Source organism: Kumtagia ephedrae, assembly GCF_003012745.1.
Lineage (GTDB): Bacteria > Pseudomonadota > Alphaproteobacteria > Rhizobiales > Rhizobiaceae > Kumtagia > Kumtagia ephedrae.
The window spans coordinates 84,733-99,333 of the sequence record NZ_PXYK01000021.1 but is presented as its reverse complement, the minus strand read 5'-3'; the positions used below and the strand labels follow the sequence as shown (position 1 = coordinate 99,333).

General features: G+C 66.7%; 11 protein-coding genes. 5 read left to right on the top strand and 6 right to left on the bottom strand.

Annotated features, from left to right (window positions below):
* The first annotated feature begins 83 nt into the window (after positions 1–83).
* Together C7I84_RS20580 and C7I84_RS20575 are read left to right on the top strand one after the other, a co-directional pair.
* Positions 84–2,372: an NADP-dependent malic enzyme gene (locus C7I84_RS20580; RefSeq protein ID WP_106774093.1), complete on the top strand. Its 2,289-nt coding sequence runs from the start codon at positions 84–86 to the stop codon at positions 2,370–2,372.
* 313 nt (positions 2,373–2,685) lie between these two features.
* Positions 2,686–3,978 (top strand): NCS2 family permease, encoded by a 1,293-nt coding sequence (locus C7I84_RS20575; RefSeq protein ID WP_106774117.1) that lies wholly within the window; start codon positions 2,686–2,688, stop codon positions 3,976–3,978.
* 108 nt (positions 3,979–4,086) lie between these two features.
* Here the strand turns inward: C7I84_RS20575 and C7I84_RS20570 are convergent, their stop codons facing one another.
* The 5 genes from C7I84_RS20570 to C7I84_RS20550 all read right to left on the bottom strand — a co-directional run bounded on the left by C7I84_RS20570 (position 4,087) and on the right by C7I84_RS20550 (position 9,600).
* Positions 4,087–4,587 carry a DUF2243 domain-containing protein gene (locus C7I84_RS20570; RefSeq protein WP_106774092.1) on the bottom strand — a complete coding sequence of 167 codons (501 nt, stop codon included), beginning with the start codon at positions 4,585–4,587 and terminating at the stop codon, positions 4,087–4,089.
* Between the two features lie 110 nt (positions 4,588–4,697).
* Positions 4,698–5,774 carry an ABC transporter ATP-binding protein gene (locus C7I84_RS20565; RefSeq protein ID WP_106774091.1) on the bottom strand — a complete coding sequence of 359 codons (1,077 nt, stop codon included), beginning with the start codon at positions 5,772–5,774 and terminating at the stop codon, positions 4,698–4,700.
* Between the two features lie 3 nt (positions 5,775–5,777).
* Complete coding sequence (locus C7I84_RS20560) at positions 5,778–6,824, bottom strand: carbohydrate ABC transporter permease (protein ID WP_106774090.1); 1,047 nt, start codon at positions 6,822–6,824, stop codon at positions 5,778–5,780.
* Positions 6,821–7,957, bottom strand: coding sequence for a carbohydrate ABC transporter permease (locus tag C7I84_RS20555; RefSeq protein ID WP_106774089.1), 1,137 nt, complete (start codon positions 7,955–7,957; stop codon positions 6,821–6,823). Before C7I84_RS20555 ends, C7I84_RS20560 begins: the two co-directional genes overlap by 4 nt.
* A 170-nt stretch (positions 7,958–8,127) precedes the next feature.
* The gene (locus C7I84_RS20550; RefSeq protein ID WP_106774088.1) at positions 8,128–9,600 is read right to left on the bottom strand and encodes an ABC transporter substrate-binding protein; all 1,473 of its coding nucleotides are present in this window, start codon (positions 9,598–9,600) and stop codon (positions 8,128–8,130) included.
* Between the two features lie 187 nt (positions 9,601–9,787).
* Here C7I84_RS20550 and cmk point away from each other — a divergent pair, with 187 nt between their 5' ends.
* From cmk to C7I84_RS20535, 3 genes are all read left to right on the top strand, one after another.
* The gene (cmk, locus tag C7I84_RS20545) at positions 9,788–10,438 is read left to right on the top strand and encodes a (d)CMP kinase (protein WP_106774087.1); all 651 of its coding nucleotides are present in this window, start codon (positions 9,788–9,790) and stop codon (positions 10,436–10,438) included.
* Between the two features lie 198 nt (positions 10,439–10,636).
* Complete coding sequence (rpsA, locus tag C7I84_RS20540; RefSeq protein WP_106774086.1) at positions 10,637–12,334, top strand: 30S ribosomal protein S1; 1,698 nt, start codon at positions 10,637–10,639, stop codon at positions 12,332–12,334.
* Between the two features lie 266 nt (positions 12,335–12,600).
* Positions 12,601–12,798, top strand: a complete 198-nt coding sequence (locus tag C7I84_RS20535) for a CsbD family protein (RefSeq protein WP_106774085.1) — start codon at positions 12,601–12,603, stop codon at positions 12,796–12,798.
* Positions 12,799–12,877: 79 nt separating this feature from the next.
* Here the strand turns inward: C7I84_RS20535 and C7I84_RS20530 are convergent, their stop codons facing one another.
* The gene (locus C7I84_RS20530; protein ID WP_106774084.1) at positions 12,878–14,464 is read right to left on the bottom strand and encodes a 5-guanidino-2-oxopentanoate decarboxylase; all 1,587 of its coding nucleotides are present in this window, start codon (positions 14,462–14,464) and stop codon (positions 12,878–12,880) included.
* Between the last annotated feature and the right edge of the window lie 137 nt (positions 14,465–14,601).

Here is a 14,601-nt window from a genome sequence, read left to right as displayed (position 1 = left end):
TTGGCGCTTTACTCGCTCGGAGTGTAGCCTTAATCCCGAACACTCCACAAAAAGAAGCGGCTAGGGAAGGAACGCGCGGCATCATGGCGGCATCGAAGAAACCGGAGAATGCGGGACCGTCGGTCAGCGCCCAGGAAGCGCTGGATTTCCATGCCATGGGGCGGCCGGGCAAGCTGGAGATCAATCCGACCAAGCCGATGGCCACCCAGCGCGACCTGTCGCTTGCCTATTCGCCCGGCGTCGCCGTCCCGGTGAAGGCGATCGCCGAGGATCCGTCGCGGGCCTTCGACTACACCACCCGCGGCAATCTCGTCGCCGTCATCTCCAACGGCACCGCCATCCTCGGCCTCGGCAATCTCGGCGCGCTCGCCTCCAAGCCGGTGATGGAAGGCAAGGCGGTGCTGTTCAAGCGCTTCGCCGACGTCGATTCGATCGATCTCGAGGTCGATACCGAGGACCCGGACACCTTCATCAACGCGGTGCGCTATCTCGGCCCCTCCTTCGGTGGCATCAACCTCGAGGACATCAAGGCGCCGGACTGCTTCATCATCGAGCAGAAGCTGCGCGAGGTGATGGACATCCCCGTCTTCCACGACGACCAGCACGGCACCGCAATCATCGCCGCCGCCGGGCTGATCAACGCGCTGGAGATCACCGGCCGCGACATGAAGACGACGAAGCTCGTCTGCAACGGCGCGGGTGCCGCCGGCATCGCCTGCATCGAGCTGATCAAGGCGATGGGTTTCTCGCCGGAGAACATCATTCTGTGCGACACCAAGGGCGTCGTCTACCAGGGCCGCACCGAGGGCATGAACCAGTGGAAGTCGGCGCATACCGTCAAGACCGAGGCGCGCACGCTGGCCGAGGCGCTTGACGGCGCCGACGTCTTCTTCGGGCTCTCCGCCAAGGGCGCGCTGACGCCGGCCATGGTGCAGTCGATGGCCAAGAACCCGATCATCTTCGCCATGGCCAATCCCGACCCGGAGATCACGCCGGAGGAGGTCGCCGAGATCCGCACCGACGCCATCATGGCCACCGGCCGCTCGGACTATCCGAACCAGGTCAACAACGTGCTCGGCTTCCCCTACATCTTCCGCGGCGCCCTCGACGTGCGGGCGACGACCATCAACGACGAGATGAAGGTGGCGGCGGCGCGGGCGCTCGCCGCGCTCGCCCGCGAGGACGTGCCGGACGACGTCGCGGCCGCCTATCAGGGCATGCGGCCGAAATTCGGCCCGAACTACATCATCCCCGTGCCGTTCGATCCGCGCCTGATCTCGGCGATCCCGATCGCCGTGGCGCATGCCGCCATGGAGACGGGCGTGGCGCGCAAGCCGGTCCTCGACCTCGCCCGCTACGCGCAGGAGCTGTCGGCCCGCCGCGACCCGATCGCCTCGACGCTGCAGCGCATCTACGACCGCGTGCGCCGCCAGCCCAAGCGCATCGTCTTCGCCGAGGGCGAGGAGGTGCAGGTGATGCGCGCCGCCGTCGCCTATGTGAACCAGAAGCTTGGCACCGCCATCCTGATCGGCCGCGACGAGGTCATCAAGGAGAATGCCCGCACCGCCGGCATCGACTTGAACAAGGCCGGCATCGAGATCATCAACGCGCGGCTGTCGCGCCGCAACGCCCTGTATGCCGACCATCTCTACGAGCGCATGCAGCGCAAGGGTTTTCTGTTCCGCGACTGCCAGCGGCTGATCAACAACGACCGCAACCATTTCGGCGCCTGCATGCTGGCGCTGGGCGATGCCGACGGGCTGGTCACCGGCCTCACCCGCAACTATTCGACGGTGCTGGACGACGTCCGCCGCGTCATCGACGCGAAACCCGGTCACCGCGTCATAGGCGCCTCGATCGTGCTCTCCCGAGGACGCACCGTCATCGTCGCCGACACCGCCGTGCACGACATGCCCAATGCCGAGCAGATCGCCGACATCGCCGAGGAGACGGCCGGTTTCGCGCGCCGCATGGGCTACGAGCCGCGGGTGGCGATGCTCGCCTATTCGAGCTTCGGCCATCCGCCCGGCGAGCGCTCCGAGCGTGTGCAGGAGGCGGTCCGCATCCTCGACCGGCGGCGGGTCGACTTCGAGTATGACGGCGAGATGGCCGCCGACATAGCGCTCGACTACCGGCTGATGCAGCAGCAGTACCCGTTCTGCCGCCTGTCGGGAGCGGCCAACGTGCTGGTCATGCCGGCCTTCCACTCGGCCTCGATCTCGACCAAGATGCTGCAGGAGCTCGGCGGCTCGACCGTCATCGGCCCGCTGCTGGTGGGCTTGAACAAGCCGGTTCAGATCGTGTCGCTGAACGCCAAGGATTCCGACATCGTCAACATGGCGGCGATCGCCGCCTATACCGCGGGGAGTTGAACCCGGGCTGGCGACCAGAGCGGCGATCAGCTCCAACGCGGCCGGCGCTTCGGCCCAGGCCCTGCGGGCAATCCGCGTCTGTCCGGCCGGGCGATGAGCGCGGTTGGATCAAGGAAATCTCGAAACAGCTTCGTCCCAGAACGCCATAGTCCGGCTCTTGTGCCGGCGAAGCAATCGGCGGATTGTTCCGGCGTCCGGCGCGGGCGGCGACATCCCGCGTCGAGAGGAGGACCAGCCGCAGCCGGGAATGGACCAGCGCTCGCTCGCGCTGCGGTCCCGTGGCGGGCGCCTGGACGTCGCCTGGGAGGAAAGCGTGCTGGAAAGACTGTTCAATCTGAAGGAGAGCGGGACGTCGGTGCGGACCGAGGTGATCGCCGGCATCACCACCTTCCTGACCATGTCCTACATCATCTTCGTCAATCCCGAGATCCTGTCGTCGACGGGCATGGACCGCCACGCCGTGTTCGTGGCGACCTGCCTGGCCGCGGCGCTCGGCTCGCTGGTCATGGCGCTCGTCGCCAACTGGCCGGTCGCCATGGCGCCCGGCATGGGGCTCAACGCCTTCTTCGCCTTCACCGTGGTCGGCGCCATGGGCTTCACCTGGCAGCAGGCGCTGGGCGCCGTGTTCATCTCCGGCGTGATCTTCCTGCTGCTCACCGTCAGCGGCATACGCAGCTGGCTGATCGCCGGCATACCATATTCGATGCGCAGCGCGATCGCCGCCGGCATCGGCCTGTTCCTGGCCATCATCGCGCTGAAGAATTCCGGCATCGTCGCCGCCAGCCCCGCCACCTTCATCACGCTGGGCGACCTCAAGCAGACGGGGCCGCTGCTCGCCATCCTCGGCTTCTTCATCATCGCCGCGCTCGACGCGCTCAAGGTACGCGGCGCCATCCTGATCGGCATCCTGGTGGTGACGCTGCTCTCCATGGCGCTCGGCGCCAGCCCGTTCAACGGCGTGGTTTCCGCACCGCCCAGCCTCGCCCCGACCTTCCTGCAGCTCGATATTTTTGGCGCGCTGCATGCCGGCCTGCTGCACGTCATCCTGGTGTTCGTGCTGGTCGAGGTGTTCGACGCCACCGGCACGCTGATCGGCGTCGCCAAGCGCGCCGGGTTGATCGAGAAGGGCAAGCCGAGCCGGCTCGGCCGCGCGCTGCTCGCCGACAGCACGGCGATCGTCGCCGGCTCGGCCCTCGGCACGTCGAGCACCACCGCCTATGTCGAGAGCGCGTCGGGCGTGCAGGCGGGCGGCCGCACCGGGCTGACCGCGCTGGTGGTCGCCGGCCTGTTCCTGCTGGCGCTGTTCTTCTCGCCGCTGGCCGGCTCGGTGCCGGCCTACGCGACCGCGCCGGCGCTGCTCTACGTCGCCTGCCTGATGATGCGCGAGCTGCTCGAGGTGGACTGGGTAGACGTGACCGAGGCAGCACCTGCGGCGCTGACGGCGCTGATGATGCCCTTCACCTATTCGATCGCCAACGGCCTCGCCTTCGGCTTCATCAGCTATGCCGTGCTGAAGACGCTGACCGGCCGGCCGCGCGAGGTCCACCCGGCCACCTGGATCGTGGCGGCGCTGTTCGTGCTGCGCTTCGCCTTCTTCGCCGAATAGCGCACGATCCCGAAAAGTTGCAGACTTTTCGGACAAGGATCATGCGACAAACAAGGAGATAGAGCGGAATTCCGGTCCACCTTCATCGGATTCCGCTCCGCTCCAGCGTCAGCCCCGCTCGCCGGGCGACTGGCGCAGGCCGGAGCGATACAGAAACCACCCGCCGCCGAGCATGGCGGCGCCCCACAGCAGGAAGCCGACGTCCCAATAGATCCACTGCTCGCGCGGCACCGTCTCGTTGACGTGGTGCAGCCCGAGCAGCTGGTGGTTAACGGTGCCTTCGACCAGGTTGAAGAGGCCGAAACCCATCAGCATCGACCCGGCCAGCAGCTTGCCGGACCACCAAAGATGCGCCTTGCGCGCGGTGTGCCAGAGCATGGCCAGCCCCAGCACCACGAAGATGTAGGTGCCGGCGTGGAAGAGCCCGTCGAGCAGCGTGTTGAACTCGAGATTCTCCACGCTGTCGGCGGGATAGCCGGCCGACGTCGCCATGTGATGCCATTGCAGCAATTGGTGCAGCACGATGCCATCGAAGAAGCCGCCGAGACCGAGCCCGAACAATATGCCGGCCGAAACCGGGAAGCGGCGCTCCCTGCTTTCCATGTCCATGACAGCCTCCTCGACGGACGAACTGTCGTCCAGCCGTCGTGTTCCGGCGATGGATCCATCGACTGCCGGCGCGACCGGCGCCGGCACTCCGGTCGTTCAGGCCTTGGGCATCACGCCGCCGGCGCCACCGCGGCGCGGCTGCGGATCCTCTCCCCTGTCTCGGTATCGAACAGGAACAGCGCCTCGTCCTTGAAGGCGATGCCGATCGGCTCGTCCATGGCGTATTGCGCCAGCTTGTCGGCCTTCACGGTCACATAATCGTCGCCCAGCCGGCACGTCACCAGCGTGTGGTCGCCCATGAGCTCCAGCGAGTACACCCGCGCAGATATCCTGCCTCCCGACGGGCTGGTCACGGTACAGTCTTCCGGCCTGATCCCGGCGGTCACGTTGCTCCTGGTTTCGTTGACGGTAACGGCGAAGCGCCCTTCCGGGAAGGCGAAGTGGCGGTCCGCGAGATCGCCCCGCAGGAAGTTCATCGGCGGCGCGCCGATGAAGCCCGCCACGAACAGGTTTGCGGGATCCTCGTAGATCGTGCGCGGGCTCGCGACCTGCTGGACGACGCCCTTGTTCATGATCGCCACCCGGTGCGCCAGGGTCATGGCTTCGACCTGGTCATGCGTGACGTAGATCGTCGTCACCCCGAGCTCGGCCTGCAGGCGCTTCAGCTCCGCGCGCATGTGGCCGCGCAGCTTGGCGTCGAGATTGGACAGCGGCTCGTCCATCAGGAACACGCTCGGCCGCCGCACCATGGCGCGGGCAAGCGCGATGCGCTGCCGCTGCCCGCCCGACAACTGGCGCGGATAGCGGTCGAGGTATTCCTCCAGATCCACCTTGACGGCGGCGTTGCGCACCGCCGCGTCGCGCTCCGCCTGCGGCACCTTCCGCAGCTTCAGGGGATAGCCGATATTCTGCGCCACCGTCATGTGCGGATAGAGCGCGTAGGACTGGAAGACCATCGCCACGTCGCGGTACTTCGGCAGCACGTTGGTGACGTCGCGCGCGCCGATCAGGATTTGGCCGGACGTCGCCGATTCCAGCCCGGCAACCATGCGCAGCGCTGTCGTCTTGCCGCAACCCGACGGGCCGAGCAGCACCAGGAACTCGCCGTCCTCGATGGTCAGGTCGAGCCCCTTGACCACCTGCACGGCGCCGAACGACTTGTGGATGTCCGAAAGTGTGACCTGCATCGCCTAGCCCTTTATCGCCCCGACCAGCAGACCCCGGGCTATGTGCTTCTGCAGCACGCTGGCGATGACCACGACCGGCGCGATCATCACGACGATCAGCACCGACATGTTCCACCATTGCGGGCCGCGGGTAGTGTTCTGCGCCGACACCAGCACCGGCATGGTCTGGGCGTTGGCATTGGAGAGGAAGAGCGCCAGCAGGTATTCGTTCCAGGCGAGGATCAGCACCAGCAGGAACGTGGCGACGAGTCCGGACCGCACCAGCGGCAGCGCGATGGTGAAGAACACGCGGAACTTCGAGGCGCCGTCGATCTCGGCGCTCTCCTCGAGGTCGAGCGGAATGCCGGCGAAGAAGTCGCGCGTCAGCCACACCACGATCGGCAAGTTGACGGCGGTGTAGGTGGCGATCAGCGCGGCCTGGGTATCGAGCATCCTGAGCTGCTGGAACATCACATAGATCGGCAGCACGGCGACGATCGGCGGCATGATGCGGTTGGAGATGATCCAGAACTCGATGTCGTTGTTGCCGAGCGCCAGCCTGGTGCGCGCGACGAAGGTGAAGAGCGCGATCAGGAACAGCGCGGCGGCGACGGCGACGGCTATCTCCCAGGGCACCCCGAAGGTTGCGACTGCGACGATGACCGCGACGAGCAGGATCAGGAAGACGGCGACGCCTGCCAGCTTCACCCGGAAGCGGATGCGCACCAGCGCATAGGCGGCAAGCGAGCCGATCAGCACGGCAAGCATCGTGCTGACCAGCGCCACCATCACCGAATTGAGGTAGGGGCCGAGCGTGTAGTTCTGCAGCAGCATGAAATCCCACGCCGCGAGCGAGGGTTGGAAGTCGACGAAGGGGATGTAGAAGGGTCCGTTGTCGACCTCGCCCGGGCCCTTGAAGGAGGTGATCAGCACCCAGTAGAGCGGCACCAGAACCACCAGCGACCACAGGATCAGCAAGGCATAGGTGATGAATTTCGCAGCAGGCGCCTGGCTGTCGATCGAGGCCGGCTCGAACAGCCGGCGCAGCAGCGGGCGCTTCTCGGGGCTCATGACTCGAACCGGCGCGCCGGCCGCACCGCGAAGTTGAAGAAAGACACGCAGACCACCGTGGAGATGAACAGGAGCATGTAGCCGACGGCCGCGGACCCGCCGAGGTCCTGCGTGCGCCAGGCGATGAATGAGTGCAGCGTCATCGATTCGGTCGCCAGGCCGGGGCCGCCGCCGGTCAGCACGTTGGGCAGGTCGATGATCTTGAACGCCTCGATCAGCCGGATCAGCACCACCGTCGCCGCGATCGGGGCGATGGCCGGCCAGGTGATGTCGCGAAAAATCTGGAAACCGTTGGCACCGTCGAGCCGCGCCGCCTCGACCTGGTCGCGCGGCTGGTTCTCCACCGCCGCCAGCAGCACGATGAACATGAAGGGCGTCCACTGCCAGGTGTCGCCGACCAGCACCATCAGACGCGCCGACCATGCTTCCGTCGCCCAGGACCACTCGCCGATCCCGAAGGCCTGGAGCAGCGGCGCGAACGGGCCCTTCTGCATGTCGGCCAGCATGCGGAAGGTGTAGGCGATGCCGACCGGCGTCACCATCAGCGGAATGAAGAACAGCACGCGGAAGAAGTTGCGGCCGCGCGTCGCCTGGCCGCAGAGCAGCGCCAGGCCGAGCCCGAGCGCGAACTGCACGGCGACGCCGACGAATACGTAAAGCAGCGTGGTGACCACGGTTCCGGGGACGCCGCCCTGTGCGAAAGTGAGGGCGGCCAGCGTGATGAGGGCCATCGCCATGGCGGCCGACACCAGGCGCCCGAGCGTCCCCACCACGGTCGGGCTGCCGCTGAAATAACGGACCAGCAGGAAGAGCAGCCCGGCGGCGGTCGCGGCCAGGATGATCCATTGGACAATGCCCAGCGTGCCGAACGCGCCCAGCAGGTGGTATTGCTGCGATCCGGTCAGCAGCTTGCGGAAATTGGCGAAGCCGATGAAGCGCAGCGTGAAGCCGCCGGGCGCCAGCGCGAAACGCGACAGCGACAGATAGGCCGAGATGATCAGCGGAAAGATCGCGAAGCACAGCAGCACGACCACTGCCGGCATCACCATGATGCGCCCGGAATGCCGATCGAGCCACTCCGCCCAGCCGAGCCGGTGGGGAGGTTGGGTCATGGTGCCGGCGGTTGCGGTCATCAGCGGCCGTATGCGGAGGGCGGGGGAACCCGGCGCGGCTCGCACCGTGCCGGGTCGTTCGCTGCGGACGTACAGAGCGGAATGCGATCAAGATGAATCGGCATTCCGCCCTATCTCCTTGTTTTGCGCATGATCTTGTCCGAAAAGTCTGCACTTTTCGGGATCATGCCCTACTTGGCTCCGATCGTCGCCTTGTAGAGTTCGAGCTGCTCGTCCTTGCCGATCTCGTCGTTCAGCTCGTTCCAGCCGTCCTCGACGGCCTTGACCGTCGCTTCCTTGTCGATCTCGCCGGCTAGGAAGCGCGACACCGCCTCGTCCAGCACCACCTGCTGGTACTTCTGGTTCTGCGGGATGCGCAGGTCGAGGATCATGTTCGGGCTGCTCATGCTCTGGTTGATGGCGCCGAGATAGACCTTGGCTTCCTCTTCCGTCATGCCGGCGCCCTTCCACAGGTCGCTGTAGCTGAGCTGCGAGGTCCGGTAGGGGTTGAAGCCGGTGCCGCCGACGGTGACGTCGGCGTTGGACTGGGCCGGCTGGGTCATGAAGGAGAAGTAGGCGTAGGCGGCATCCTTCACCTTGGGATCGGCCGCCGCGTTGATGCCGCCGCCCCAGCCGCCGAAGGCCGCGAACGGGGCGTGGTTCACGCCGTCGACGGCATGCGGGCAGATTTCCGGCGTGCAGGCCTCGAGCTTGCCGGTATCCCAGTTGAGCACCTCCCTGGCGCCCGGCATGATGGCGGCGCCCCACTTGCCCTGAACCTTCGACTGCTTGGGATCGATGGAGATGGTGCCGACGTCGCCCCAGTCGAGGTTGAGCGCGCAGCGGCCCGACGCGAACAGCGGGCGGGTGTCGGAGACGTCGAGGTTGAGCTCGTCCGGCGGCCCGTATTTCGTCGATTCGGACAGGAAGTCGAGCGCCTTGCGGAAGGCGTCGTTGTTGACCAGCGGCGTCATGTCCTTGGTGTTGAAGAACGTGCCCTGGCTGGTGCCCTTGGACTGCGTCATCGAGCCGACCACGTCGGTGACGAACCAGTAGCTCTGGGCGTTACGCTTCTTGGCGATGCACGAGCCGAAGTCCGGATTGCCGTCGCCGTTCATGTCCTGGCCGTGGACGGCCTTGGCGACCGCGAGATACTCGTCCCAGGTGGTCGGCACCTTCTGCCCGGCGGCGTCGAGCACGTCCTTGCGGTAATACATCATGTGGAAATCACCATCGAGGGTGATCATGTAGGTCTTGCCGCTGTACTTCTGCGAGAAGTCGCGGAAGAACGCGCCGACATCGTCCTCCTTGATGTCCTTGTCGGCCTCGATGCGCGCCGTCAGGTCCTCGAGATAGCCGCCGGCGATGTAGTCGACCATCCATTGCGGCGCGAACACGGCGGCGTCGACCGAATTGGTGCCGCTCGCCCAGTCGGTGAGGATCTTCTGGTACAGATCCGAGAACGGCACGGCGATGACGTTGACCTTGGCGCCGGTGAGCGCCTCGAAGTCGGGCGCGCGCCGCTGCAGCGGCTCCTGGATCGCCCCGGTCTGGGTGATGACGTTCACGGTAACGCCGGCAAACGGCTTGTCCTGCGCGAATGCCGGCACGCCGGCAGCCGCGCAAAAGGCCGAAACCCCGGCCAGAAAGGCTCCAAGTCTCATCAAGCTTCCTCCCATATTGACCGTACATTGCTGACGCGGCAGGCCATCTGGCAGCTGCCGTCGCCACAACGCATGGCTCCGTCCTCGAGGCCAACAATATCGGCATCCCGCGACGTGTCCAGTGCCCTTGCCGTTAGGGAATGTCGGGCTCTTGCCTTTTCGGCGCATCTCCGCTTCAAGCGCCGCCATGACCCAGATTCTCACCATCGCCATCGACGGCCCCGCCGCCTCCGGCAAGGGTACGCTGGCCCGCCGCATCGCCGACTATTTCCACCTCGGCCATCTCGACACCGGGCTTACCTACCGCGCCGTGGCGCACAGGATGCTGGAGAAAGGCTGGCCGCTCGACGACGCGGCGCATGCCGTCGAGGCGGCAAGACAGGTCGATCTCGGCAATCTCGACAAGCATGCGCTGTCGGCCCATGCGGTGGCCGACGCGGCGTCGAAGGTTGCGGTGATCCCGGACGTGCGCAAAATCCTCGTCGAAAAGCAGCGCGCCTTCGCCGCGCGCGACGGCGGCGCGGTGCTCGACGGCCGCGATATCGGCACGGTCGTGTGCCCCGACGCCGCGGTGAAGCTCTACGTCACCGCCAGCGCCGAGGTGCGCGCGGCGCGCCGGCTGCGCGACATCGAGGCGCGCGGCGGCACCGCCGCGCTCGCCGAAATCCTCGACGACATAAGGCGCCGCGACGAGCGCGACATGGGGCGCTCCGACTCGCCGCTGCGGCCCGCCGCCGACGCGCACTTGCTCGACACGTCCGAAATGTCTATAGAAGCCGCGTTTCAGGCGGCGCGGGCGATCGTGGACGACGTCCTTGCCAAGAGAGACAGAGCCTGACGGGCACGGCCGGTCTCCTTCCGGAGATTTCTCGCCGATCCCGCCTCGGGCATGAACCAGCCTGCCAGCATTCCCATGCGCCGGTCCGGCCGCTTGCGAGCGGCCCAGGGTTTCGAAACCCGGGAAAGCCGGCAGGCCAACGCAACACCAACCGACGGCGCCGCCTCGCGACAGACGCGAGGCCATCCAGGAGAAACAATGTCCCAATCCAATCCCACCCGCGACGATTTCGCCGCCCTACTCGACGAGTCGTTTTCCAGCGGCCATTCCGGTGAAGGCCAGGTCGTCCGCGGCGTCATCACGGCCATCGAAAAGGACATGGCCATCATCGACGTCGGCCTGAAGGTCGAGGGCCGCGTGCCGCTGAAGGAATTCGGCGCCAAGGCCAAGGACGGCCAGATGAAGGTCGGCGACCGCGTCGAGGTCTATGTCGAGCGCATCGAGAACGCGCTGGGCGAAGCCATGCTGTCGCGCGACAAGGCCCGCCGCGAAGAGAGCTGGGTCAAGCTCGAAGAGAAGTTCAACAAGGGCGAGCGCGTCGAAGGCGTCATCTTCAACCAGGTCAAGGGCGGCTTCACCGTCGATCTCGACGGCGCCGTGGCCTTCCTGCCGCGTTCGCAGGTCGACATCCGTCCGATCCGCGACGTCACGCCGCTGATGCACAACCCGCAGCCCTTCGAGATCCTCAAGATGGATCGCCGCCGCGGCAACATCGTCGTGTCGCGCCGCACCGTGCTCGAGGAGAGCCGCGCCGAGCAGCGCTCGGAGATCGTGCAGAACCTCGAAGAGGGCCAGGTGGTCGAGGGTGTCGTCAAGAACATCACCGACTACGGTGCGTTCGTCGACCTCGGCGGCATCGACGGCCTGCTGCATGTCACCGACATGGCATGGCGCCGCGTCAACCATCCGACCGAGATCCTCAACATCGGCCAGACGGTCAAGGTGCAGATCATCCGCATCAACCAAGAGACGCACCGCATCTCGCTCGGCATGAAGCAGCTCGAGAGCGATCCGTGGTCCGACATCGGCACCAAGTTCCCGATCGGCAAGAAGATCACCGGCACGGTCACCAACATCACCGACTACGGCGCGTTCGTCGAGCTGGAGCCGGGCATCGAGGGCCTCATCCACGTCTCGGAAATGTCGTGGACGAAGAAGAACGTGCATCCGGGCAAGATCCTGTCGACCTCGCAGCAGGTCGACGTTGTGGTGCTCGAGGTCGATCCGGCCAAGCGCCGCATCTCGCTCGGCCTCAAGCAGACGCTGGAGAATCCGTGGCAGGCCTTCGCCCGCAACCATCCGGTCGGCTCCGAGGTCGAGGGCGAGGTCAAGAACAAGACCGAGTTCGGCCTGTTCATCGGCCTCGACGGCGACGTCGACGGCATGGTCCACCTCTCCGACCTCGACTGGTCGCGTCCGGGCGAGCAGGTCATCGAGGAGTACCAGCGCGGCCAGATGGTGAAGGCGCAGGTGCTCGACGTCGACATCGACAAGGAGCGCATCTCGCTGGGCATCAAGCAGCTGCAGCGCAGCGCCTCCAATGCCGGCGAGGCGGCGGGCGACCTGCGCAAGAACGCGGTCGTCACCTGTGAGGTCACCGGCGTCAAGGACGGCGGTCTCGAGGTTCGCCTGGTCGAGAGCGGCCTGGACAGCTTCATCCGCCGCGCCGACCTGTCGCGCGACCGCGACGAGCAGCGCCCCGAGCGCTTCTCGGTCGGCCAGAAGCTCGACGCCCGCGTCATCGCCTGGGACAAGAAGACCCGCAAGGTTCAGGTCTCGATCAAGGCGCTGGAGATCGCCGAGGAGAAGGAGGCGGTCGCCCAGTACGGCTCGACCGACTCCGGCGCCTCGCTCGGCGACATCCTGGGTGCCGCGCTCAAGAACCGCGGCAACTAGAGCATTGATCCCGAAAAGTTGCAGACTTTTCGGATAAGATCATGCGGTAGGACAAGGAGTTGGAGCAGGATGAAGGACTCCGTCCAACTCATCCTGCTCTAATGTATCGCGGCCGGTCCGGCCGCGGCATCAAGCGAAAAAAGGCCCCGCCGGAGCGATCCGGCGGGGTTTTTCGTTGCCGGGATCGCCGGGAACCTCCCTTCGCCTGGTTCGTTGATCGTCCGACCGGCGCGGCAAGCGCTGGAAGAACAACCAGGAGATGCGACATGAATTGGAATCAGGTTGAAGGCAATTGGGAGCAGTTCAAGGGCAAGCTGCAGGAGCAGTGGGGCAAGCTCACCAATGACGACCTCGACGTGATCAAGGGCAACCGCAAGCAGCTGGCCGGCCGGCTTCAGGAGCGCTACGGCAAGGCGCAGGACGATGTCGAACGCGACATCGACGGCTGGCTCTCCAGACACTGAAGCTCATTCCGATCCAGTGCCAGCCCGCCGGGGCGACCCGGCGGGTTTCTTGCGTGCAAGGGAGCGTCCTCGCAGGCGGTCAGGGCACGAAATATTCGATCATCGCGGGCAGCGGGGACGCCGCGCGAAGCGCCGAGGCGAGATCGGCAGCGTTGGTCACCCTTGCATAGGGCAGGCGATAGGCCGCCGCGATCTTCTTGAAATCCGGCGGTGCCGGCGACACGCCGACCGGCTCGACGCCGGCGTCGCGCATCGACACCTCGATCTCGCGATAACCGCGATTGTTCCAGATGACGAAGACGACACCCGCACTGCTTTCGACCGCCTCGGCGATCTCCGGCAGCGTGAACTGGAAGCCGCCGTCGCCGGCGAGGCATACGACCGGCAGGTCGGGCCGGGCAAGCGCCGCGCCGATCGCCGCGGGCGGTCCGTAGCCCAGAGCGCCATAGCCGGTCGCGGCGTTGAACCAGCCGCCCGGCCGGTCGTGGTCGTAATAGAGGTTGCCGGCATAGACCGGCTGCGTCGAATCGCCGACGATCAGCGCGCCCGGCAGCGCGTCGCGGATGGCCTCCACCGCCTCCAGTTGCGCCGGCAGCCCCGGCCCCAGCCGCGCCAGTTCGGCGCGCGCGGCGCGGCGGCATTTTTCGGCGCGGTCGCCTCCGTTCGACGTGCCGGAGGGACGGGCGCGGTCCGAAAGGGCCGTGAGGATCGCCTCCAGCCCGGCGGCGCTGTCGGCCTCCACCTTGACGTCAGCCGGATGCCGGTCCAACTGCTCGGCGTCGATGTCGACCCGAACAAGATTAGCCGGCAAAGAAAAGCCGCCGTCGGCGTACATGTCGTAGTCCGTCGGCCCGAATTCGGTGCCCACCGCCAGCACCAGATCGGCGCTGTCGATCAAACTGCGCACCGGCTTCAGGCTGGGGCTGGCGGGCACCGCCAGCGGATGGCCATGCAGAAGGCCGCGCGCATTCACCGTCAGCACCACCGGCGCGTCCAGGCGTCCGGCCATGGCGACAAGCTGTGCCTCGGCATGCCGGCCGCCGCCGCCGGCAAGAATCGTCGGCCGCGCCGCCTGCGCCAGCAGGCGCGCCGCGGCAACGACCGCCGCATGATCCGGCAGGGGCGGCTCGGCCGTCTCTATGGGTTTGAGGGGCACGGCGGGCCTGCCCATCACGTCGAGCGGGATCTCGACATGCACGGGCCCCGGCCGGCCGGTCCTGAACTGCGCGAAGGCGCGGTCGATCGCCGGCTGCAGGCCGGCCGCGTCCTCCACCCGGGTCGACGACAGCGCCACCTTGGCGGCCAGCCCGCGCTGGTCGGGCAGCTCGTGCAGATAGCCAAGACCCTTGCCGAGCGTCTTCGAGGCGTTCACGCCCGAGATCACCAGCATCGGGATCGAGTCGGCGCGTGCCTGCGCCATGGCGGTGAGGGCGTTGGTCAGCCCCGGGCCGGTGATGACGAAGGCGACGCCCGGCCTGCCGCTGGCGCGCGCGTAGCCGTCGGCCATGAAGCCGGCGCCCTGCTCGTGGCGCGGCGTGACGTGGCGGATCTTCGAGCCGGCCAGCCCGCGATAGAGCTCGACCGTGTGCACGCCGGGAATGCCGAACACGGTGTCGACGCCATGGCGTTCGAGCAGGCTGATGAGAGCTTCGCCGACGGTGCTCATCGGCTTCCCTCCCCCTTGAGGGGAGGGTGCCGAGCGAAGCGAGGCGGGTGGGGTAACCTGAACTGCCTCGACGCGGAAAGAACGTAGAGCACTGCCGCGGCGACCCCACCCGGCCGCTTCGCGGCCACCCTCCCCTC